Source organism: Roseivivax halodurans JCM 10272, assembly GCF_000521785.1.
Classification (GTDB): domain Bacteria; phylum Pseudomonadota; class Alphaproteobacteria; order Rhodobacterales; family Rhodobacteraceae; genus Roseivivax; species Roseivivax halodurans.
Genome location: NZ_JALZ01000032.1, coordinates 1 through 22282, shown reverse-complemented (window position 1 = coordinate 22282; position 22282 = coordinate 1). Strand labels below are relative to the sequence as shown.

Below are 22282 nucleotides of genomic sequence, written 5' to 3'. Positions count from 1 at the left end.
GCTTAGCGTAGCCATGGCTCAAGCGGTGCGCCGAGTGCCGCGCCGTCGAGGACGCCGCCGGGAAGGGGGCGATAGGCCGCCGGATCGGCGGGGTCTCCGCCGACAAAGACTGTCGAATAATGAACGGGCTGCATCCGGGCGATGTCCTGCACGGCGAGATTGTCACGCACTGTCCAGCTTTTGGGGAGCGTCTCGGGAAGCCTGAACTCGTTGGCAATGTTGCCCTCGATCACCACATCGCGCGACAGAGGCGAGACAGTGAGAAGAGGACGGTACATCGCAAGGCTGTTGCGATCACCGTCCGAACCGGGGTTGTGTACCAGCGTGTTGTTCGAGATCCGCGCGCCTAAGCTTGCGCCGAGCACGATAGCGTGGGCATGGGCGTTGATGATCAGGTTGTCCTCAATCGTCACATCGCGCCAGTACATCTCCTGACCGGCCTGTCCTGTATCGACCTGATCGTTGCGCATGAATATGGACTGGGTCCAGAAGCCATCGCCCGAATTCATCAGGTTGCCGCGGATGATGATGTTCCGCGACGGCTCGGTGGTATGCGCCGTCCAGAACTGGATCATGTCGGCATGGTCGGCGGAGTCGGGCGAGCGGTCGAAATCGCGGATACGGTTGCGCTCGATCACCAGGTCCTTAATCTGGGCAAAGTTCATGCCATCCATGCGCAGGCTGTGCAGATCGTTGCCGCGAATGTCGATGCCACGGCTTTCGCGCATGGACAGGCCGCGCCAGAAGCCGCGGACCTCACTGTCTTCCACCACGATGCCGTCGGCGCCGTCAACACTCAGCCCGAAGCCTGCCGGAAAGCCGTTCGCTGTTGCGTCCATCCCGCGTGCAAGATCGCCGTCGAAGATCACCCGGCGGAAAGTGACGTCGCGGCCGGCGCTGACGCGAAACGGGCGCGCCTTGATGTCGTCGCCGGGGCGGAAGACGTAGTCGAGCACGATGTCCTCGAAGACCACATGCGCCACGTCCTGCAGGTGCAACCCGACAAGGCGCGCGGGGTCGGCCGGATCGGCAGAGGTGATGGTCACGGGGCGCCCTGGCGCGCCGCCCCCGCCCTTTAGTACCGCAGCCCCGTGCAGGCCTGCCCCGAGCCGAATTACCGAGTCGGGCTCGGCGGCTGAAAAACGCTGTTTCAAGTGCTGTGCGGTAAAGGCGGTCTCGGTCGCGGCGGGCAGGACCAGCAGGGTCAGGACGGCGAGGAGGACGACGTGGAGCCGCAAGGTATGAATGGATATGCGCGCCATCTCTCTGTCGAACTCCGGTCCGCGGCCTCTCTGTCATGCCGCGCTGCCGCGGTAGCATGTCTAATCCGGATACGATATACCCCCAAAACGTGAGGACATCGAAATCCACGTGGATGGAAGGTAGGCTCACGGCATCAGAATGATCAATTTTTTGCGCATGTTTCCTTCGGCGGGGCCCCTACCTGGCAGCCCTCCAGACGCGACCGGCCCGCATCATGCGGGCAAGAGCATACCCGATCGCGACGCCGGACGTGTTCAGGATTAGGTCGTCGACCTCGAACTGACGATAGGTACAGTCGTAAAGGCCGAACAGCCCCGTGATCTGCGCCGTCTCGGCGGTCAGGGACATCGCCGCGCCGATCAGGATTGCCGCCCGGAACCGTGCGACGCAGAGCCCGAGCGCCACGCCGATGACGATGCAGGCATGCAGGTTCAGCGCCGTGCTCGAGATCGTCAGTTCGCGCAGCCATTCCAGAGCGCTGAGATTCCGCTCCAGCCGCCGACCGATGGCGTCGACGAACCTGAGCGGCCGCAAGAGGGGCGGCTCGCCGCTGTCGCTACAATCGAGGCCCTCGGACGGCGGCAAGGGCAGCTGGGTGATGCCCGCGAAGATCGCAATAAGCCCGATGGCCGGCAGTCGCTCGGAGTGCCCGGCGCGCAGCGCGAGGGCCGAGAGCACCGCGACCGCGCACAGGATTGCGGCAACTCCGAAGACGGTGGGCGGTACATCCTGGATCATCATGTCGGCCTCCGGCTTTCCTGCGCAACGGATCGCATGTCATGGCAAAGCATCGCGCGGCGCTCTTAACGACAGATGCGGTCGTGACACAAGTTGTGCTCAACGCACGCGGCGGGCTCCGACACGGTCGGCGGAACAGGAGCGGGCGGACTGCCAGATGGGGCATGCGGAGCGGCGCCGATATGTAGCGCGCGCGACGGATCAATGCGGTCCGGTGGTGCCATCGGCTCTCAGCCGGGCAGGTGCCCCCGGGCTCGGGCAAAAACGATGGAAAACGGCACAAAACCACTTTACCTTTGCCGCGGCCGAACGCAATGTCCGCGCTGCTTACCGGCTGGAATTGCGTTGAAGATATTGCAGCAAACCGCAAGCGGACAGATCCCGACCCGTGTTCCGATGGCCTCGGACTGTGGCTGCCCGAGACAGAGCCTGCCCGATATGGCCGAGCGATCCTGGCGGGCCGGATATCCAGCCGTTCTCGTCGCCGGACGCCGTGCTGCCCGGACTGAGAGCAAACGGGTTGAACTCGCGGCCTATGTGGACGATGTGGACGCTTGGTTCGCGCGGGCAGACGTCTTCGTCCTTTTGTCGCCCGAAGAGGGCGGTCCGCAGGTGGTCCAAGAGGCGGCGGCTCAAGGCCTGTCCGCTGATCCTCGTCTGAGCGACGGGTGAACGCATGGAGCAGATAGAGGTCGCCTTGCTCTGCATCGATCCCGACGACCGAGACACGCTCCCGCAGTCCGTGCAGGACCCGGCGGACCTGCGCGCGAGCCCGAGCCTCTCCGGACGGGTCGGGGTTCCGGCTCCGGTCGAAGGCCGGGCAGGGGATATGCCGTGATCGGCAGCGGTTTCGGAAAAATGTCCTCCGCTGCCGCGTGCATAGCGCCGGCAAGCGCGCTCACCCTTGACTGTCCCTGCCCTGCCGGACGATGCGAAGGAGTTTAAGAAGTGCCCCTATTCAAGGCCGCAGACAGGCTCGTATACTACGCTCATGTGCCCAAATGCGGCGGATCGGCCATCGCCTATTATCTCATCGACCGGTTCGGGCCGTTGGGATTCTACGACAGTTTCTACCACGACAGGCCCGACGAGACGCCTTGGACGCGGACGTCGCCCCAACACGTGGATGTCAGGGCGCTCGAAACCTTGCTGCCGGCGCGGTTCTTCGACGCGATGTTCGCCGTGGTGCGCCACCCGGTTCCGCGCACCGTCTCGACCTATCACTTCCAGCGTGAGGTCGAGAAGCGAATCCCTGACGAGACGAGCTTCTCGGAGTGGCTGAAGGGCCTCGAGGACAAGGGCACGCCGCGGTTCGAGTACGACAATCACGTGCTGCCGATGGATCAGCTGGTGCCCGAGGGGGCGACCATCTTTCATCTCGAGCACGGCCTCGACGGCCTGGTGCACTGGTGCGACCTTCTCACCGGGCGCAAGGACGGCCCCCGCGCTGTCACGCCCGAGAATGCCCGCGGCATGCTGGTCGACGTGAAATCCGAAAAGGCCATACCCACCGAGGAGGACATCGCACGGATCGGACGCATCTACGACGCCGATTTTGAGCGGTTCGGCTACACGCTCGACCGGCGCGATCCGTCGACGCCACCGCCCGAGCTCACCGAGGCCTTCCTTGCCGAACGCGACCGGGCGCTGGATACGATGCAGCGCCCGGTCTTCCGCCTCAAACGCTGGATCCGACGCCGCCTGCAGCGCGTCTGACTGGCCCGGGCTCATGTTCCGCAAGGCTATCTTTCTTCTCGCGGGAAACGCGACCGCATCACTGCTGTCGCTCGTCCGCAACCTTCTGATCGCGCGCCTGATTCCGGTCGAGGATTACGGCATCGCGGCCACCTTCGCGCTTGTGATGACGCTCGTGGAGATGGCCGCGGCCCTCGGACTCCAGGTCCAGATCGTCCAGTCCGACCGCGGCGACGATCCGCATTTCCAGGCTGGGCTGCAGGGATTTCACGTCCTGCGCGGCGCGCTTTCGGCACTGATCCTCTTCGCCGCGGCAGGGGCGGTTGGCTCCTTCCTGAAGCTACCCGAGCTGACCTGGGCCTACCGTACCGTCGCACTCATTCCGCTGATCAACGGCTTTACCCATTTCGACATCCACCGGATGAACCGGCGTATGCGCTTTGGGCCCCTTATGGCATTCAACGCGCTGCCCATGGCGCTCACGCTCGTGGCGGTCTGGCCGCTGGTGGCCTGGCTCGAAGACTGGCGGGTGATGCTGGTGGTCCTCGTGCTGCAGGCAGTGGCGATGACTACCGTCTCGCACCTGGTGGCCGAGCGTCGGTACCGCATCGCGTTCGACTTCGGGATCATGCGCAGCAGCCTGTCTTTCGGCTGGCCGCTGCTGATCAACAATGCCCTGCTCTTCGGCGTCTTCCAGGGTGATCGGCTGCTCGTCGCCCGCGAACTCGGGCCCTCGGTCCTCGCCATCTTCTCCATGGGGGTGACGCTGACGCTGACGCCCACCCTCGTGATGTCGAAAAGCCTGCAGAACCTGTTTCTGCCCCGCCTGTCGGCGGAGCCGGACGCCGCGCACTTCGACCGGCTGGCGATGGCGGCGATGCAAGCTACGATGCTGAGCGCGACAACGCTTATGGCCGCCGTATTCCTGTTCGGTCCGGCGCTCGTGACAACGGTCTTAGGCGAGGGTTATACGGAGCTCATCCCCTATCTCGGCCCGCTCGCGGCGGTGCAGGCGATCCGTGTGCTGAAGACCGGCGGCAGCTTGGTGGCCCTGGCCCGCCAGCAGACCGGCAACGCGATGGTCGCCAACCTCTTCCGCGTGGCGACTCTGCCCGTCGTCTGGTGGCTTCTGGTCCGGGGCGCGGGGCTTCCCGAAGTGATCGCGGTGGCGATGATCGGAGAGATCAGTGGCTTTGCCGCCTCGCTTCTGCTGATCCGCTACCGGCTACGCCAGAGGCTCGCACCGCTCGCCCTGCCCCTTGCGGTTACAGCGGCCCTGATCGCCCTGACCTCCGGCCTTCCCTGGGACTTCAATGGGGCGGGACGTTTGCTGCCCTCTGTTCCCGCCATCGCCGCGGTCCTCGTGCTCTTCGCCGTGCAGCTCGCCACCATGTCCAAACTGCGCATCTGGGTTGTCCGCCGCCTTCGGCGCTGGGGTGGTGGGTAAATCCCGTCCCTCAGAGGTCGGTGAAAAGGCCCGTACCCTGTTTCGTCCAACCCGCTGCCATTCCGGTGATCTGCTTCGCCGGAAAGGTCTGCCACGAGGCCCGTCTGCGGCTTCGTGTGTTCCGCGCTGTGCGTGGTCCAAACCGCGATCCGCTCCACCTCTCGACTGCCACGTCGTTAGGGAGCGTCTCGACCCATTGCGCAGCCTGGATGTCGAGTTCTCGGTCGCCGTATCAGAGCGCGAAAGCGCTACGGCCGCGCCGCCGTTCACGTAGACCTCCACCGCGGGGGCGCCCAATCCGACATCATGGCGCCCCGTGACCATGATAACGGATTCGTCCGCCGGCGCCGGTAGCGCACCGGACGCGCTGGCATTATTCACCAGAAGACGCGCCGCACCGTTTTCCATGTAGAGGTACGGGCCGCAGTGGGACGCCCGCGTATCGCCGACCAGGGCCAGACCGTTGCTGTTGAGGCCAAGGGTCTGCGCCGTCCTGGACGCCGATCCTGCCCTTGAACACAAAAGCGTCAGCTGGGCACGCCCGCGCCGATCTAATGTCTCTCGATGTGGAGTCCGAGCCGGCAGCCTTAGCGACGCGCCTACCGCCCGCGGCGATGCCGTAGGTATAGGCCAGCGGCCCCAGACGGGGATGCCCGGATAGCCTGTGTCAATCCGTCAGTCGCGCCTCGTAGGCGGGCAGGCCATTGAGCCGGGCGTTGTAAGCCCGTGGGGCTGACGGAATGAACGAGCCGTATCCACCGTCCTCCGAGATGCCGGCGTGGTCTCCTCCTTGCGCGGGCGTCCTCGCCTCTACCGCAAACAGGTTGGGGTCTTCCCTGACCTGGCCAAGATGGCCCAGGTGAGTGCCGCTCCGGCGAAAAATCCCCCGAGATGCGCCTGCCATGCGAGGATCGCATCGCGCAGGAGATAGTCGAGGAACGAGAGCATCACGATCAGCGCGCAGATGCCTGCCGTGCGGGCTCCGGCTCGGGCCAGTCCGCTCCTGCCACGGGCGGCGCGGAAATCAAGCACTATAAAGGCGCCGAGCAGCCCGAAGACGCCGCCTGATGCGCCGATCGCCGGCGAGTAGGAGGTGCTGAGATATCCAAAGGCAAGCGCCCCGCCGAACACCGAGATGATCCAGATCTCCCAGGTTTCCCTGCGCCGCAGGCGCGGTCCGATGCTGAGACTGAACCAGGTGAGGACGGCGAGATTTCCCAGAAGGTGCCCGGGCCCGGAATGAACCAGCCAGTAAGTTAGGAACATTGTCAGAGGTTGGAGGGGAAAATTCGAGTGCCAATCACCAAGAAGGCCAGGCCAGAACCCCGCAAGCCCGATCACCCAGATTCTGAACCGATCCGGGTTTCCTAGCGTCCAGCCGATAATCCAGATCGCGAGTTCTACACCAATCAGGCTTGCGCCGATCGAAAGATATGGACGGTGGCGCGGCGCAGGACGCCTCAATAGGAGATCCGGAAGGATCGGTTCAGCGAGACCGAGACGGTGTTGCTGGTGGCATCGGTGCCATCGGCATTTTCCTCGAACCGGTGGCTGACACCCATGGAAAGGCGCCAATCCTCGGTGAGCGGGCGCGAGAGGTCTGCACCGATCCGACCGAAGCTGTCACTCCCGCCGGGCCCTTCGATCACGTCGGCCTGCGTCAGTTCCGCATCGAGGCCGAAGCGCCAGAGGCGGGTGACGGCCTGGCTGTAATCGGCACTGAGGCTCGAGACGGCGCGCTCGCGGTCGGGCTCACCTTCCTCGAGACCGTCGAGCCGGATCACGCGCCGCGAGAGGTCGACGCTCACGTCCTGGGTGGGCGAAAGCTCGCGAGTGAGCCCGAGCGAGCCGGTCAGCGCAAGGTTGCCGCTGTCAGCGCGGGTCACGCCCAGTGACCCGCTGACGCTGCCGGTTGAGAAGTCACGTGCGGCATTGGCCGAGAGGCTGAGCCGGGTTGCATCGCCGTTCTCGACGATTCCGAAAGACGCCCCGACCTGATCGGTCCCGATTGTGCGGGTGAGACCGAGATCGAGCGAGAAACGATCCTCTTCTTCCGGGTCGTTGCTGGTTACGAAGCGGAGATCGGTCGTGGCCCGGGTGATCTCGTCAAGATCGAAGCGCAGGCCGAGCCCGGCAGAGGCCCGGGTTTCCTCCTCGAAGGCTTCGGGGGCGTCGCTGTAGCGCTCGCCGGAGACGCCTACCGAATAGGTGATCCCGAAGGGGCTATCGCGCCGGGTCTCGAGCGCGGCGTCCAGATCGAAGGTCAGCCGGCGCGCATCACGCGGCACCTGATTGGCCGCAATCAGATCCTCGAGGTCCTGGAGATCCTCAAGGTCCGCCAGATCCTCGCTGGTCAGCTCCAGGGGGGTAAGTGAGGTGATTTCCCGGCTGTCGAACCTGCCCTCCAGCGACAGCTTCGCGGCGCGTGAGCTACGGGTGTAGAGGAACCTGCCGTTCGGGTCGTCGAGCGCGAAGCTATCCTCGTCCTCGTCTCCGACCAAGAGCGCGCGCAGACCTGCGCTTGTGCCGAGCTCGAAGCGCTGCGTCGGGGTCGCCGACAGGAGCCCCAGCGAGAGCGAGGTTGTTGCCTCGACCTCTTCTGTCGGCTCCGGGTCAAGATCGACATTGTCCGAGGCGGTGATCCCGGTCGTCAGGCCCAGGGTCAGAAGCCGCCCGTCCGGCGTCCGCTCCTGCGCCAGAACGGGCAGGCCGAGGATCAGCGACGCGGTGGTTGCGGCGCCGAGCGGGAGGAAAAGGGTGCGAAGCATACGTGGTGAGATCCCTTTCGGGAATTATTCGAACAGGGTCCTGGTCGGCACGAGGATGACGTCGCCTTCCTGCATGAGGACAGTGCCGTTGGGGCTGCGGCCTGACATAATGGCATCATAGTTCAGCGGATAGATCCTCTCGCGCCCCAGGCTCGGGTCGTAGCGGCGCAGCTGCAGCCGCTTCTTGGCGGCGAAATCGGTGAAGCCACCGAGTTGCGCGAGCGCCTGCAGGAGCCGCGTTCCGGGCACAAGCTCGATGCGGCCCGCATTGGCGACCTCGCCCATGGCGAAGATTGCGACGACCGGATCCTCCTGCGGAAGTGTTGGCTGCGGAGGGTCACGCTCGGCGAGCTGCTCGAGCGAAACGAACACGGTGGGACGGGTCGAGAAATTGGGCTCCAGCCGGGTGACGAGATCGGTCTGGATGGCGCCGATCGTGCGGCCCCCGGCGCGCAGCGACCCTGCAAGCGGGAAATTGATGCTGCCATCCGGAGCGACGAGGACGTTGCGGTTGAGGCTGTCGTCCTGAAGCACCTCGACGCGCAACACGTCGCCGGGCTGTACCTGATAGCCCTGCGCGTGGGCCGCGGTGGCCCCGAGGAGCGCCGCAAGCACGACGAGAAGCTGTCTGATATGGCTAAGCATTTTTTCGGTATCCCGATGACGTGTTCGAAGGAGAACTTTGGCGCAGCGTAACGGCCCCGCACTTCGCGGGGCAGGGGGGATCGCTTGTCTTGCCGCCGAAGGATGCAGTTCTGCTGGAGAATGTGCCTCGCGGGTCACGGAAAGGGAGGGGTCAAAGCCCCTCCAGTGTTTCTCTCGCCTGGTCGATCTGCGGCAGTGATTGCCCCTCCGCAGCGTCGACGGCCCGCTGAAGTGTCTCCCGGGCCTCTTCGGAGCGCTCGAGGGCGGCATAGGTCATGCCGAGATGGTAGAGCACCACGGGATTATCGGGCAGCCCTTCCGCGGCGGGTTCGAGATAGGAGAGCGCCTCCTCGAAATTGCCCTGCCGGTAGGCGATCCAACCATAGGTGTCCTGGAGGGCCGGCACGTCGGCATCCGCAAGGCGGCGGGCCACATCCGCGGCGCGTGCGAGACTCTCCTCGTCCTCGCGCAGATCGCTCAGGAGGCTTGCGTAATTGTTGGCCACGACCGTGTCGTCGCTCTCCTGCTCGTAAAGCGTCTCGTAAATGTCGAGCGCGCTTTCGAGATCACCCTCGGCCTCGAAATTGCTCGCGCGGATAAGCTGTAGCTCACGGGCCTCCGGCATGCGCTCCACTGCGGCGGCGAGCAGCTCGCGCGCTTCCTCCTCGCGATCGTCACTGACAAGAAGCCCGTGGAGCAGACGCACCGGCGCCTGGGCTTCGGGAAAGTCCTCGATCAGCTCGCGCAAGCCGTTTTCGGCCTCCTCGGTCTCGCCCGCGGCCATCTGCAGGACCGCTTCTGCGAAGCGCAGTGTCGGATCCTCGGGGCGCTCTTCGAGGCGCGTGCTGAGATAGGACCGGGCCTCGGCAACTTGTCCCGCCTCGAGGCGGATACGCACCACGTCGAGCACCACGGCGCCAGGCGCATCATCGCCTTCGGCGCGTTCCTCCAGAAGTGCCACACTCTCATCGAAGCGTTGCTGTCCCAGAAGGAGGGCTGCGTTGAGCGTTGTGGCGCGGTCGGTTGCCTCGGGGCTGTCGATACGTTCGAGCGCGGCAATTGCGGTGCGGGCGGTCGCGGTATCGTCCTGACTCAACGCCAGGCGCGCCTGTTCGGTCAGAAGATCGAGATTGCCGGGATTGGCGTCAATTGCTTCGGCGAGCAGTGAGCGCGCGGCGGCTTCCCGGTTCTGGTCCAGCAGGAAGCGGGCGTAACGCAGCGTCTCGGCGGGGCCGTTCTCAGAGAGGTCCACGGCAAGGGCCAGGCGCTCGCCGGCGAGCTGGGTGCTGCCCGCACGCAGATGGGCTCGGGCCATGAGCGTCAGGATCTCTGAATCGTTTGGCGCTTGGTCGAGCGCGGTCCGCAGAGAGGTGATCGCCTCGTTCGGATCATCGGCCTCGATTTGCCATTCGGCGCGCATCTTCAGCGCGGCGACATTACTTTCGTCAGCCGCCAGCGTCTCTTCGACCAGCGCACGAGCGGTCACCTCGTCGCCGGTGACGAGGTGCATCTGCGCCAGCGTGGTGCGGATGTCGTTGGTGACGGGGGTCTCTGCATCGTCATCGAGGCGTGCCTGCAACCGATCGACAGCTTCGGTTTGCTCCCCCGAATCGAAGGCGAAGCCGGCGTCGAGGAGGACGTAACGGTCGACGGCCTCCGTATTGCCCTCGCTGGCCTCAATCAACTCGCTCAGCTCGGCGCGCGCGGCCTCGACCCCCTCTGCCTGCGCGAGGAAGCGGACAAGTGTGATGTGATCCTCGACCGCCCCTTCGGCATCGCGGGGCCCGGCGATCTCGCGCAGGAGCGTTTCAACTGCCCCGAGATCCTCGCGCTGGAGATACCAGGCGATCAGGTTCTGCCGGATTTCCTCGTTCTCGGGAAAGCGGGCATACATGTCCTGCAAGAGCGCTTCGACCTCGTCAGGCCGCTCGAGTGTGTTCAGCACCTGCAGCTTCAGCGTGTTGAGCGTGAGATCGTCGGGCTCCGCCTCGAGGGCGGTATTGATCGCGTCGAGCGCGGCGTCGAACTCGCCTGCCTCGATTGACCCAAAGATCACCAGCTGGCGGGCGCTTGTGAGATCCGGATCTGTCTCCAGAAGCGTTCTCGCGCGCTCCACAGCGTCCTGCCGCCCGCCGGCACTGTCGTTTTGCGAGGCCTCGACATAATCGATCATCGCCGCGATCGCTTGCACCTCTGGCCGTTCGGGGGCGGCTTCGATGGCGACGTTGCCGTGGCGCTCGAGTTCACTCCAGGCCTGCTGGGAAATGGCGAGCTCCGAGAGTGCGATTCGGATGCCGACATCGTTGGGATATTGTTCCGCGAGGCGCAGATATTGCGAGAAGGCGGCGTTCGGGTTGCCCTGTTCGATCAGCACCTCCGCGAGGTTGGTGCGTGCCTCCTTGTGGGCCCCGTCGAAGCGAAAGACGTTCCTGAAGGAGAGGGCGGCGCGCTCGAGGTCACCGGCCTCGCGCAGTTCGAGCCCGGTCTCGAAATATTCCTCCGCGCGTTCTTCGGAGCTTTTGCAAGCGGCAAGGGCCAGAACGAGCGCGAGAGGCAGCAGGATGGAGCGCACAAGGTGCATGGGAGGGGGTATTCTCCAGCAAGGATGGCCCGCGAAAGGAGCACGTGAGTACGGGGTGATTACTTGATCTGGACCGGGATGTCAGCCGAGACGGCGGGATCAACCGCCGCCGCTGACGAGATCAACAGCCTGTACCGCGCATAACCACGCGCATTGTGGCCATAAGAAGGCGCAGATCGCCGATGAAGGAGACCGACTTGTAGTAGACGGTGTCATATTGGGCGCGGGCGGCGAAGCTGGTCATGTTGCGGTCCGAGACCTGCCAGGGGCCGGTGATCCCCGGGCGCAGGACAAAATAGGCGCGACCCGGATAAAGCGGCTTCTGATCGGGCATCATCGGCCGTGGTCCCACGAGACTCATGTCGCCTGTCAGTACATTGAAAATTTGCGGCAGCTCGTCGAGCGACGCCTTGCGCAGGATGCATCCGACCTTTGTGATGCGCGGATCGTTTGTCAGCTTCTGCTTCACCGCCCATTCGGCCCGCGCCTCGGGATTCTCGGCGAGATATTTTGCGAGCTGAATGTCTGCGTTGGGCACCATCGTCCGGAGCTTCCAGATCCGGAAGACATGGCCTGCCCGGCCGACGCGTTTCTGCGAGTAGATTGGGTTGCCGCCGTCGAGCGCCACCAGGGCGGCCAAAAGTACCAGGAGCGGGAGGACGATCGGCAGGAGCAGAACGACCAGGCTGATGTCGAGCATCGGTTTGTAGCGGCGGGCATAGGGACGGGCTCGCGAGCCGGCCGGCGGAACCTCAATGGCAGTGGAGAGGCTCTCAGAGCCCGTTAATGGTCTAAAAAGTAAAGGCGTATCGGAAAAAGACACTGGTACGAGACTCCTAAAAAACACGAGGTCTTGTGGCGCAGAACCTGCAGCTCTCGTGGGGTATGTAATCGCCGCCGAAAAATGTCCAACTTGTGGCAGCCTTGCCTTAATTTGAGGGCGTTGAACAGTATCTACTTCCATTTCGGGGAAAGATTCACGTTTAAGGAGAGTTCGTTACCTGAAGGTCTTCAATCACCACAACTCTCTGGCGATTGACCACTTCTCGGAGAGGAATTGTGGCGAAGGTGAGCTGCGCGGGTAAAGTTCTGTGGGCCGGCGGTGGCCGGGTTTGGGTGTTTTGCTATCGCGCCGAAGTCTTCATATGCTATGGGGCCGTGTCACGGGCTCCATGCCTGTTCCTTTGTTGACGAGTGTCCACCATCGCTTTCTACATCGATCACTTCAACCTGCGTGAGCGGCCCTTCTCGCTGGTTCCCGATCCCGACTTCCTTTACTGGGGGCCGGTCCATCGCGGAGCGTTTGCGATGATGGAATACGGTCTGATGACCCGGGCGCCGATCACGCTCATCACCGGCGAGGTGGGAGCGGGCAAGACCACGCTGCTGCACCATCTGTTGCGCTCGGTGGAGGATGATGTGGTGGTCGGCATGGTTGCCAACACGCAAGGCGACCGGGGTGAGATCCTGCGATGGGCAATGCTGGCGCTCGACCAGCGCTCCGAGCCCGGCGAGACCTATGTCGATCTCTTTTCGCGCTTTCAATCCTATCTCATTGAGCAATACGCCGCGGGAAAACGGGTCCTTCTGATCTTCGACGAAGCGCAGAACCTCAGTCGCGAGGCGCTCGAAGAGCTCAGGATGTTCACCAACATAAACTCGGGTCGGGACGAGCTGCTGCAATTGGTGCTCGTCGGCCAGCCGGAACTGCGTGAGATCATCTCGGCTCCGGACCTGACCCAATTTGCGCAGCGTGTGTCCGCGAACTTCCATCTCAAGCCGATGGACGCAGGTGGCGTGGCCGATTACATCGCGCATCGGCTGCGGGTGGCTGGCGCAACCTCGGAGATCTTCACGCCAGAAGCGTGCAGGGCGGTATACACCGCCACGGAGGGTGTGCCGCGTCTGGTCAACAAATTGTGCGATATCGCTATGGTTTACGCGTTTTCTGCAGACAGTCCTGTGGTCGATGCCGAGACCGTAGAACAGGTGATCGCCGATGGGTTGCTTGTCGGCGCGCCGAAGCGACCTGCTGCAGACACAACAACCGACGGGCCTCTGCTGCTCGACGCACGAAGACGGGTATAACGAGATGGATTTGGGGTTCTACGCCCGGCTGCTGCTGCGGCGCCTTCATTATATCATTCTGCTGACCATCCTCGGAACGGTGCTCGGGGTGACGATCGCGCTGATCCTGCCCCCGCGCTACGTCTCGGAGGCATTGCTGGTGGTCGAAAGCCAGCAAATCCCCGACGAGCTTGCCAGTTCCACGGTGCGCACCGAGGCGATCGAGCAGTTGCAGATCATCCGTCAGCGGATCTTGGCGCGTGATCGGCTGCTCGACATGGCCAACCGGTTCGATCTTTATACCGCCGCGGAAGATGAAGCGCTCTCGCCTGACGATATCGTCACGGATATGCGCGCACGCATCTCGATCGAAACCAGCGGCGGAGGCGGGCCGCGCGCCGAGCCACAAGCGACGCTGGTGAATGTGAGTTTTTCGGCTTCCGACGCGCAGCGCTCGGCCCTGGTCGCGAACGAGATTGTCTCCCAGATCCTGCAGGCAAATGTCGAGATGCGCACCACGGTCTCCGGCCAAACCCTGGATTTCTTTCAACAGGAGGTCGATCGGCTCGATCAGGAGCTGGCGGAGCGCAGTGCCCGGGTCGCGCAGTTCCAGGAGGACAATCGCGATGCCCTGCCCGAGAGCCTCGAATTCCGCCGCAACCAGCTGATCTCGCAGCAGGAGCGTGTGGCGGAAATCGACCGGGAGCTCGAGCAGTTGCGGGACAGGAAGCGCAGTCTTGAAACGCTCTACGCCGAGACCGGCTCGATCGGGCTGCAGCAGAGCGAGGCGGAGATGACCCCCGAGGCGCGCCGGCTGCAGGGCCTGCGCGAGGAATATGCCGCAAACGCCGCGGTGATGAGCGATCAGAATCCGCGGATGCAGATCCTGACCCAGCGGATCGACGCGCTCGAAGAGGTTGTTGCGGCGCAGTCCGGGGCGGCCACCGACGGGGAGGCTTCCGCTGAAGGCGAAGCAACAAGTGCTTTTGATGTCCAGATTGCCGATATCGACAACCAGATCGAGTTTCTCGAAGAGCGCCGCTCCGAGCTTGGTACCTCGATGGGGGAGCTGCAACGCACGATCCAAGCAACACCCAACAATGCCATCACCCTGAGCGGGCTCGAGCGTGACCTGGAAAACGTCCGCCAGCAATATGATCGTGCTGTTGAAAGCCGTGCTCGCGCGGAGACCGGTGATACAATCGAGGCCCTGTCGAAGGGGCAGCGGATTTCGGTGATCGAGAACGCGATTGCCCCCGATGCCCCCAACAGCCCTAACCGCCGCGTGGTTGCCATCGCAGGCTTCGGCGGCGGGCTCATGGCGGGACTTGGCCTCGTCCTTCTGCTCGAACTCCTGAACACCACAGTCCGCCGGTCTTCAGAGATCCAGCAGGCACTCGACATCACCCCGATCGCGACCTTGTCCTACATGCGGACCGAAGAAGAAATTCGCCGCCGGCGTGTCCTGATTGCGGGTGCGGTTATCGTCGCCGCGGCGGTCATCCCCGCGGGGCTCTGGGCAATCGACACCTACTATCAGCCGCTTGATCTGATTGTCGGAAATATTCTCAACCGCCTGCCCGACATCCCGGCGCTGACCGGGTCCACCTCCACCGGAGCTTCCTGATGGAACGTATCCAGTCTGCCATCGCCAAGGCCCGGGCCGCGCGGGAGGGCCAGCCTTCTCCGGAACGCCCGCGCTCTTCAGCTCCTCAGAAGGTCGAGCGGAAGCTCGACGCCTGGTCCGACATCCCCATGGTGGAGCTGAAGCCCAAGCACCTGCGGGCCCACCGCATTGCAGCCTTTGAAAGCGGCGCCCCCGCTGCCGAGTTCGACCGGCTCCGGACGCGTGTGCTGCAAAGGATGCAAACGGAGGGTTGGCGCCGTGTGGCCATTGTCTCGCCTGGGCCGCGGAATGGAAAATCGACCGTTGCCGCAAACTTTGCGTTGAGCCTTGCCAAGCAAAGCCACCTGAGCGGGCTCCTGGTTGAACTTGACCTGCGGCGGCCAAGCCTCGGAGGGCTTCTGGGCCTGCCTGGCGGTCTCGACGTGACGCGGGTCTTGAAAGGCGAGGGGGCGGTGGTCGACCACATGGTTCGACTGCGCGACAACCTAATTGTGGCGCCCTCTAGCCCTATGGGCAGCGGTACAGCTGAATTCTTGCAGGATCCGGAAAACGTGGCGGCACTCAACAGGATGATCGACGAGCTTACACCCTCGATCACGGTGTTCGATATGCCCCCTCTGGGTGTGGGTGACGATGTCATCGGATTTCTTGCAAATGTAGACTGCGCCCTGATCGTGGCGGCTGCGGGGCAGACCTCGATCGCTGAGATTGACACATGCGAGCGTGAGGTGGCCGAGCGCACGTCTGTGCTGGGGGTGGTGCTCAACAAGTGCCGCTACGAGTCGAAACAGGGCGAGTACGGATACGGGTATTATTGAGTTTTGGTGAGCACAGATTGCCTAAGGGTCCTCGTCTGGATTGCGAAATCGTGCTGCAAGAGCGTGCCGCCCTTATGCCGAAGGGGGCCAGAGGCCATGGAAAATTCAACTCTGGCTCAAGCCCATCAATCTCCAGGCGCTTTTGCCAGGTTCGTACAATCGAGGCGGGTGGACTGGCTGGCTGCCAGGGTCACTAACGATATTCTGACTCGTTTTCATGGCAACTTCCTGTGTAAAGCTCCCTAAGCCTTCGCGCCCCATACGTTTGATCTGAAAGTACGCATTGCCATGTCGGTTTCCACATCCTCCCTGCCTCTCACGCGTGGAATCCCTGGCTGGGTCTGGTTTTGCGGTTTGGTCCTGGCCTCGGTCCCGATTTTCTGGATTGGGATAGTCTCGCTCGGTCAAGCTTGGTCGACGCCAGAATATAGCCACGGTCCCCTAATACCGCTGATTTCGCTTTACCTGTTTCTGCGTGAGTTGCGGGATACGCCGAACATGGCGCCGTCCGAACTGGGGCGGATTGACCGCCGGCCGGGTCTTGCTGTCATTGCGCTGGGACTTGTGATCGGCGTGCTGGCCAACCTGACCTCGATCCCCGATTTCGCCACTTACGGCATGATTATCTGGATCAGTGGGGTGGTGCTGGTATGTATGGGGTGGGAGCGCGGCAAGCGTCACCAACTCCCGGTTCTGCATCTCATATTCATGCTGCCGCTCCCGCAGATCCTCTACTGGCATATGACGATCTTCCTGCAAGGAGTGTCATCCGAGCTCGGTGTGTGGTTTGTGCGTCTTGCCGACATCCCGGTTTATCTCGACGGCAATATCATCGACCTGGGCATCTACAAGTTGCAGGTGGCCGAGGCCTGTTCGGGGCTGCGTTACCTTTTCCCGATTTTGAGCTTTTCCTATCTTACCGCGATCCTATATCGCGGGCCGTTCTGGCATAAGGCGCTGCTCTTCATCATGGCAGCGCCAGTGACGGTGGTGATGAACTCGTTCCGCATCGGCGTGATCAGCATTTTGGTAAATTTTTACGGCATCGAGCAAGCCGAAGGGTTCCTGCATTTCTTCGAGGGCTGGGTAATCTTTGGGATGTGTATCGCAATACTGTTTGCAACAGCCGTTCTCCTGCAACGCCTTACGCGGAACCCGAAGTCTTTGCGCGAGACAATCGATATCGATTTTGACGGTTTGCCGTCGGAAGCGAAACGTATTGGCGGCTTGACCAAGTCGCGCGGGCTGATCGTCGCGATGCTGATGACGGGAATCGTGTCACTTGCGTTCCTGACTGCCCCGCGCCCCGATCACGTGGAGATCTCGCGCGAGAATTTCGCTCTGTTCCCGACCAGCGTCGGCGATTGGTCGGGCAGATCAATACCGCTGACCTCGGACGTCGAGGAAGTTCTCGGGGCGACGGATTACGTCCAGACCTTCTATACCTCGGACAACCCGCGGACGCCTGTCTCCTTCTTCTCGGCTTGGTATGAGACACAGACGGAAGGTGAGGGGCTTCATTCGCCTGAGGTCTGCCTCCCGGGTGGCGGTTGGGAGATCTATTCGCTCGAGAACCACGAGGTAAGTGTACCCGGCACGATTTACGGCACGTTCGAGGTGAACCGCGCGGTGATCCAGAAGGGGCTCGAGCAACAACTTGTCTATTACTGGTTCGAGCAGCGCGGCAAGCGGATGACCAACGACGTTGCCGCGAAAATGTCGGTGATGTGGGACAGTCTGACCCGCAGCCGTTCGGACGGAGCCATTGTACGCTTCACCACACCAATTGACGGCGACGTGGCAACTGCCGATGCCCGTATTCAGGAAATGATGGAAGAGCTTCTGCCCCGCTTGCCGAACTATATCCCTGAATAAGTAGTTTGGTCTGCACAACTCGGTCAGACGGCAACATCACCGCTTCCATGCGGCGTTTGGCTCTGATTGCGCCGAAGATGGCGGCGATCAGGAAAGCCAAAACGCCCTAAGGTGGCAAGGACCTTCCGGAGGTTGTGACCACAGGCGCAGAGGATGGCAAACAGAGCGTCGCCGGCCGTTTTCTTGAGCTGAGAGCGCGTCAGCCCTTGGTCCGACAGCTTGAAGGCGTGGTGGAGATAGAACAGCCCCGCCACCAGTCGCAGCGATGTGGGCACCGCGATCCTCCACCGGCGCCCCCGCCTATCAACACATCAAACAGCGCGGGGGCAGTCCCCGATGTCGCTGGACAACGCACGGAACCGCGCTGGAACCTCGCTGTGCAATGGACATCAGTCCGGCGGCAGATCTACATGGCGCGGGCCGCCACCGGAGAGACTTAAATGCCGCCCAAACCACGCTCCAGAGCCTCGCGCCTTGCTCGTCTCCTACGATCGGTTGTCGATCCTGCGCTGTGGCTGCATCCCTTCCGCATGCTGCATTACTATGGCTACACGCATGTGGCTGAGCGGCGGAAGATCGCGTTAGGTCGGGATGTACGGATTGCGCCTAACGTGTCGTTTGCCCACGGAGAACGCATCTTACTGGGCGACCAAGTGCAGATCGGAGCACATTGCGCACTCTGGGCAGGGCGCAGCACGGGGCGGATCGAAGTCGGTGCGCGGACCACCTTTGGACCGAGCTGCTTCATCACTGCTGCGGATTATGGCCTGCACGCAGGCACACGGATCACAGATCAGCCGATGACTGAGCGTGACGTGATCTTCGGACCCGATTGCTGGATCGGCACCAAGGCGGTGATCACGGCAGGGATTACCATCGGCGAGGGGGCTGTGATCGGGGCGGGGTCGGTGGTGACCAAAGACGTGCCCGCCGGTGCCATAGCAGCAGGCGTACCGGCCAAAGTGCTCAAGATGCGCGACTGACAGCGGGCTGATCGGTTTGGTCAGGCTTGATCATACCACGGCTTGGCGCAGCATCCAGCCCATACGCACCAGCCGCAAGCGCAGGAGGGTCAAGGCTGCGGCGCGTTTTTCGCTCGCGCTCAAATTAGGATGGGTCAGCACCTTCGGCAGGTGGGCGAGCGCTGAGGCAGGCATGGCGAGGGCTTGCAGGACCCATTTGGCGCGCGCCCCGCCGCTACGCCCTTTAAGGCCCCAGGCCTCGTCTGTGAGCCGTCGCCACTTTCGCATGAGTTCCGGCCAGTCCTGCCGCGTCGGATGTGCCACGCGCAGATTGTCGTCATGGGCAAGCGCAAAACCCGCTTCCGTTGCCCGGCGGCACCAATCGAGATCCTCCGACATCCCATGCCGGAAACCGCCAATTGCCTCGAAGACCCGTCGTGTCGTTAGAAGGTTGGCAGTAACCGAGAAGCCCTTGCGCTCAATATAGCGCCGATTGTTGAAAGCGAAGACGGTTTCGAAAGCCTCGGCCCCTGTGCGGGGCGGTGGGGTCTCGTCGAAGACTGTGAGTGTGCCCCCCACAAGGTCTGCGCGCTCTGCCACAGTCAGTGCCGCTTCCAGCCAGTTGGGGGCTGGTATACAGTCACAGTCGAGAAAGAATATTCGTTCGGCGGTGGTCTCGGAGACGCCACGGTTGCGTGTGTTTGCAGCGCCTTTCTTGGTTTCCACAACGATGCGAATGTTGGGGTGGTTGCAGACCGGCGTTTCGGGCGATGCGTTGTCCACCACCACTACCTCAACACGCTCTTCGAGTTGTGGGGCAAGAGCCTCAAGACAACGCGCCAAACGTTCGTGGTCGCAATAATGGGGGATGACAATCGCAGCATTGGGCATTGGGGGCGCAGTCAGCTGAGACAATCGAGAAGGGTGTGCAGGGGGGCTGCACAACGAGTACGCTTATCTTGCTTACGGTTGGGCGACATGTCGGGTTCGGCGCGAGATATGTTCATCCTCAAAACTTCCACTTGGGCATCCTACCGTTCGGTCGTAGCTGGTAGGACCTCTAAAGCTTGGGTGGCACAGTACGACATCGAAGGCTCTAGTCATTCTCCACACCAATAACCCATTCGTTTTCTATCGTCAGCCAAACGCGGAAAATAAATGATATCATGAATTCTGGCCCACGGTTCCTCCACGTTCTGTTAGGCCAGCGTGGAAAGTATTAGTTTAAAGACAAAGCGGGTGTCTCGGTAAGATGCGTTAGCTCCACTGTATAAGGCATGCGTTTACAGAGTAAAATGGGGAAAATGTCGTAACAGCCAATGGGCTGGGTAGCCCTCCTGCCGGCGCTTGTGCCAGATTGATCCGGACCGGATCAGGAGGAATTAGCTATGAAGGAAGTCTCGATCATCGGCGCGCCTTCACATGACCAGGCCACCGCCGTTGCCTTGCGACCGAGGTGACAGCGACACGGTCTCCCGCCGCACGTTGATCAAATCATTCACGAACATTGGCTCCACCCGAAAGTGACGCGCCGCCTCGCTATGCCGTGACCCTCATCGAAGAACGCCACCGGGCGTGTGCGCAGCTCTATCGGATGTGGCTGGCCCAACTGCGGCCCCACATCTGTTTCGACAACAGAGAATAACATCAATTCCGTATGGATATCCTAATCGGAACGGCCGCGACACGCTCTAATTCACAGATTTCTGAACTCAGGTCAAATTTGCTTCTGCAAGTTCCGCCTCTTTGGTGTCCGCGTCGGTAAACCGTCCGTAGGGCCCTACATCGATGTTCTCGCGTAAGATCCGTGCAGGGTTTCCGGCCACGAGTGAGCGTGCCGGAACGGATTTCGTCACCACAGATCCGGCACCGACCACGCATCCATCTCCGATCTCGACGCCTGGAAGAATTAGACTCGAGCCGCCAATAAAGCAGTCCGATCCAATTCGGGTATGCAGGTAGAGGCCGCGGGTTCTGTCATGGGTCAGGATTCGGCTGTCAAAGGCGAGATAGCTGCGGGCGCCCACGTGAACCCCCGGCGGGAACGTACGATCGAGCTTGGCCGACAGCGACATTTGAACCGTGGGGTGAATATCCATTCCCCATGCGCGGACATAGTAGGTCCGCCGCATCGAGACGAGCAGGTTGCGTAAACCTGATAGGCGATTGAGGCCGCGCTTCTTAGCTTTTTTCATTAGGTGTCTTCTTTTGTCCTAAAGTCTTTTGATTCCAAGATGTTCTGCCACAGTTCGTCCGGCAAACGGTGTGCGACATGGAGGGGAGGCTTGCGCCCGAACGCACCCGCGAGCAACGCAGCGGCTTCGTTACGGTACCCTTTTCCAGCTAATTGGCCCGCCTTCGCCAACGTCCAAATATGGGCAGAGATCAAACGGTTTGGAAAAAACCGACGCATGAACATCATCCTAGCGCGGTGCTTGAAGTAGAGCGCGAAAGGGGCGGCTGGCCTGTTGTGAGTGGCCGATCCAATGGCGCTGCCACCCTCGTGATAGACGACCCCATCTGGACAGTAGGCTAAGGGCAAATCGTCTCGGCGCAGGGCCCAGTCCACTTCTTCGTAATAGAGAAAGTAATCTTCGCGCATCGGACCAACAGTCTCATAGAAGGTCCGGCTGATCACCATGCTTGCTCCGGTGATAAAATCCATCTGCGCAGGGTTCGAAGGTGGGGTATCGGCATGCGAGGCGAACAGAGCTAGATTATTGGTGATTCCGCTCCAGCGGGTGACGGTACCCCCGTCAATTTGGATCATGTCTGGGCGGTCGAGATAGAGAACGCGTCCGCCCATAATCGAAAAGCCCTCCGGCGGACCAGGCTCAATCGCGAAGGCGCTTGCCGTGCCCGGTGGTGACACGCAGTCGGGGTTAAGCACCCAGAACCGGTCGCAGCTATCAAGCTCTGCCAGGGCTGCGATGCCGTAGTTCACTCCACCGGCGAACCCCAAATTGGATCCTGTCTCAAGAAGGGCGATGCTGTGATCGCTCTCCTCTATGGACGCGGTTCTGTGAAGCGTCACGGGTTTTGCGGTCGGCTTCAGAACGAACGGCAGCCCGTCGATGTCGGCATCGCTATCGCCGCGCGCCCACTTTCGCAGAAGGTCGGGCGTGCCGTCTGTCGACGCATTGTCTACAACCACAATCGACAGTCGCACCCCCACTGAGGCCAAAAGACTTTCGAGGCATTCACGGATCACTCCGGTTGAATTGAATGTGACGAGGACGACACCAAGATGGGGCAAGGACATTCGGAAAGATCCGTATTGGAGATTTGGGAGGCCCGGCGTGCCCCCCTTCAAATTTGATCGGGGTAACGGGTAGTGGGGCACCATGGCGAGAACAAGCGCATCCTTAAAGTTATGTGGGGCCGGACGTGACAACCCTTGAGCTGGTCCGTTTTCTGGACATCGGTCTGATCTACATGTTTGTAGTGACGGTAAGAGAAGCTTCAGGAGCGAGCCACTTCCCGCCCTCTATCGCATGACAAACTGGTCCAGCTGCAACGCGTCGCTGCGCAAGCGGGGTCGCTGCTGTTCTGGGTGAACAAGGACATGACCTGGCGCGCGCCGCTTTTCGGGCGCCCTGCGGTGTTTTCCGATGCGGTCAGCCCCCTCGTTGACCTGCGCGACCGCGTCCCGCTTGAGCTCGTCGCTGAACCTGGCTCTGCTTTATCATGGCCTCCTTGCCTTAAAACTATTGAAGAAGGCGTTCACAAGGCGTGGGCTGTTAATGAATAGCCCCGCGTTTCTTAGACGCCCTTGATCCTGCCCCGAAAAAGTGGA

20 protein-coding genes and 1 pseudogene are annotated in these 22282 nt (G+C 62.1%); 10 read left to right on the top strand and 11 right to left on the bottom strand.

The features are described from left to right. Positions 1–2: 2 nt before the first annotated feature. Both OCH239_RS17670 and OCH239_RS17665 read right to left on the bottom strand, forming a co-directional pair. On the bottom strand, positions 3–1262 hold the full coding sequence (locus OCH239_RS17670) for a right-handed parallel beta-helix repeat-containing protein (RefSeq protein WP_037265602.1): 1260 nt from the start codon (positions 1260–1262) through the stop codon (positions 3–5). Positions 1263–1440: 178 nt separating this feature from the next. Further along, the gene (locus OCH239_RS17665) at positions 1441–2004 is read right to left on the bottom strand and encodes a VanZ family protein (RefSeq protein ID WP_037265599.1); all 564 of its coding nucleotides are present in this window, start codon (positions 2002–2004) and stop codon (positions 1441–1443) included. Between the two features lie 201 nt (positions 2005–2205). On the opposite strand from OCH239_RS17665, the gene OCH239_RS23905 reads away from it, so the two are divergent. From OCH239_RS23905 to OCH239_RS17650, 4 genes are all read left to right on the top strand, one after another. After that, the gene (locus OCH239_RS23905) at positions 2206–2673 is read left to right on the top strand and encodes a glycosyltransferase family 4 protein (RefSeq protein WP_157577941.1); all 468 of its coding nucleotides are present in this window, start codon (positions 2206–2208) and stop codon (positions 2671–2673) included. A gap of 4 nt (positions 2674–2677) precedes the next feature. Next, a complete protein-coding gene (locus tag OCH239_RS22845) occupies positions 2678–2839 on the top strand; it encodes a hypothetical protein (protein ID WP_157577940.1) in 162 nt (53 codons plus the stop codon). 110 nt (positions 2840–2949) lie between these two features. Beyond that, complete coding sequence (locus tag OCH239_RS17655; protein WP_037265593.1) at positions 2950–3717, top strand: sulfotransferase family 2 domain-containing protein; 768 nt, start codon at positions 2950–2952, stop codon at positions 3715–3717. A gap of 13 nt (positions 3718–3730) precedes the next feature. Beyond that, the gene (locus OCH239_RS17650; RefSeq protein ID WP_051489585.1) at positions 3731–5143 is read left to right on the top strand and encodes an oligosaccharide flippase family protein; all 1413 of its coding nucleotides are present in this window, start codon (positions 3731–3733) and stop codon (positions 5141–5143) included. Positions 5144–5953: 810 nt separating this feature from the next. On the opposite strand, the gene OCH239_RS21825 is transcribed toward OCH239_RS17650, so the two are convergent. The 5 genes from OCH239_RS21825 to OCH239_RS17625 form a co-directional block, all read right to left on the bottom strand. Continuing rightward, entirely contained in the window at positions 5954–6409 is a 456-nt protein-coding gene (locus tag OCH239_RS21825; protein WP_051489584.1) for a rhomboid family intramembrane serine protease, read from the bottom strand. 194 nt (positions 6410–6603) lie between these two features. Next, positions 6604–7911, bottom strand: a complete 1308-nt coding sequence (locus OCH239_RS17640) for a hypothetical protein (protein WP_037265590.1) — start codon at positions 7909–7911, stop codon at positions 6604–6606. Positions 7912–7935: 24 nt separating this feature from the next. Further along, complete coding sequence (locus OCH239_RS17635) at positions 7936–8556, bottom strand: polysaccharide biosynthesis/export family protein (RefSeq protein WP_037265587.1); 621 nt, start codon at positions 8554–8556, stop codon at positions 7936–7938. 151 nt (positions 8557–8707) lie between these two features. Continuing rightward, the gene (locus OCH239_RS17630; RefSeq protein ID WP_037265584.1) at positions 8708–11137 is read right to left on the bottom strand and encodes a tetratricopeptide repeat protein; all 2430 of its coding nucleotides are present in this window, start codon (positions 11135–11137) and stop codon (positions 8708–8710) included. A 121-nt stretch (positions 11138–11258) separates the two neighbouring features. Further along, entirely contained in the window at positions 11259–11837 is a 579-nt protein-coding gene (locus OCH239_RS17625; protein WP_157577943.1) for a sugar transferase, read from the bottom strand. Between the two features lie 494 nt (positions 11838–12331). On the opposite strand from OCH239_RS17625, the gene OCH239_RS17620 reads away from it, so the two are divergent. The 4 genes from OCH239_RS17620 (at position 12332) to xrtD (ending at position 17524) form a co-directional block, all read left to right on the top strand. After that, positions 12332–13225: an ExeA family protein gene (locus OCH239_RS17620; protein ID WP_037265581.1), complete on the top strand. Its 894-nt coding sequence runs from the start codon at positions 12332–12334 to the stop codon at positions 13223–13225. 4 nt (positions 13226–13229) lie between these two features. Continuing rightward, the gene (locus tag OCH239_RS17615; RefSeq protein ID WP_037265578.1) at positions 13230–14831 is read left to right on the top strand and encodes a GumC family protein; all 1602 of its coding nucleotides are present in this window, start codon (positions 13230–13232) and stop codon (positions 14829–14831) included. Continuing rightward, a complete protein-coding gene (locus tag OCH239_RS17610) occupies positions 14831–15649 on the top strand; it encodes a CpsD/CapB family tyrosine-protein kinase (RefSeq protein WP_051489583.1) in 819 nt (272 codons plus the stop codon). The genes OCH239_RS17615 and OCH239_RS17610 overlap by 1 nt, the downstream gene beginning before the upstream one ends. Positions 15650–15937: 288 nt before the next feature. Then, positions 15938–17524 (top strand): VPLPA-CTERM-specific exosortase XrtD, encoded by a 1587-nt coding sequence (gene xrtD, locus OCH239_RS17605; RefSeq protein WP_037265576.1) that lies wholly within the window; start codon positions 15938–15940, stop codon positions 17522–17524. Positions 17525–17547: 23 nt separating this feature from the next. Here xrtD and OCH239_RS22840 read toward each other — a convergent pair whose 3' ends face one another. Continuing rightward, positions 17548–17799 carry a hypothetical protein gene (locus OCH239_RS22840; RefSeq protein WP_157577938.1) on the bottom strand — a complete coding sequence of 84 codons (252 nt, stop codon included), beginning with the start codon at positions 17797–17799 and terminating at the stop codon, positions 17548–17550. A 165-nt stretch (positions 17800–17964) separates the two neighbouring features. Between OCH239_RS22840 and OCH239_RS23770 the strand changes: the two genes are divergently transcribed. Continuing rightward, positions 17965–18507 carry an acyltransferase gene (locus tag OCH239_RS23770; protein WP_037265574.1) on the top strand — a complete coding sequence of 181 codons (543 nt, stop codon included), beginning with the start codon at positions 17965–17967 and terminating at the stop codon, positions 18505–18507. Between the two features lie 30 nt (positions 18508–18537). Here OCH239_RS23770 and OCH239_RS17595 read toward each other — a convergent pair whose 3' ends face one another. The 3 genes from OCH239_RS17595 to OCH239_RS17590 form a co-directional block, all read right to left on the bottom strand. Further along, positions 18538–19377 carry a glycosyltransferase family 2 protein gene (locus OCH239_RS17595; protein WP_051489581.1) on the bottom strand — a complete coding sequence of 280 codons (840 nt, stop codon included), beginning with the start codon at positions 19375–19377 and terminating at the stop codon, positions 18538–18540. Positions 19378–20198: 821 nt separating this feature from the next. Beyond that, positions 20199–20681, bottom strand: coding sequence for an acyltransferase (locus tag OCH239_RS23765; protein ID WP_084782599.1), 483 nt, complete (start codon positions 20679–20681; stop codon positions 20199–20201). Then, positions 20681–21748 carry a glycosyltransferase family 2 protein gene (locus OCH239_RS17590; RefSeq protein ID WP_051489580.1) on the bottom strand — a complete coding sequence of 356 codons (1068 nt, stop codon included), beginning with the start codon at positions 21746–21748 and terminating at the stop codon, positions 20681–20683. Before OCH239_RS17590 ends, OCH239_RS23765 begins: the two co-directional genes overlap by 1 nt. A gap of 232 nt (positions 21749–21980) precedes the next feature. Here OCH239_RS17590 and OCH239_RS22835 point away from each other — a divergent pair. Continuing rightward, a pseudogene (locus OCH239_RS22835) lies at positions 21981–22102 on the top strand (IS5/IS1182 family transposase); the annotation flags it as partial. Positions 22103–22282: the final 180 nt, after the last annotated feature.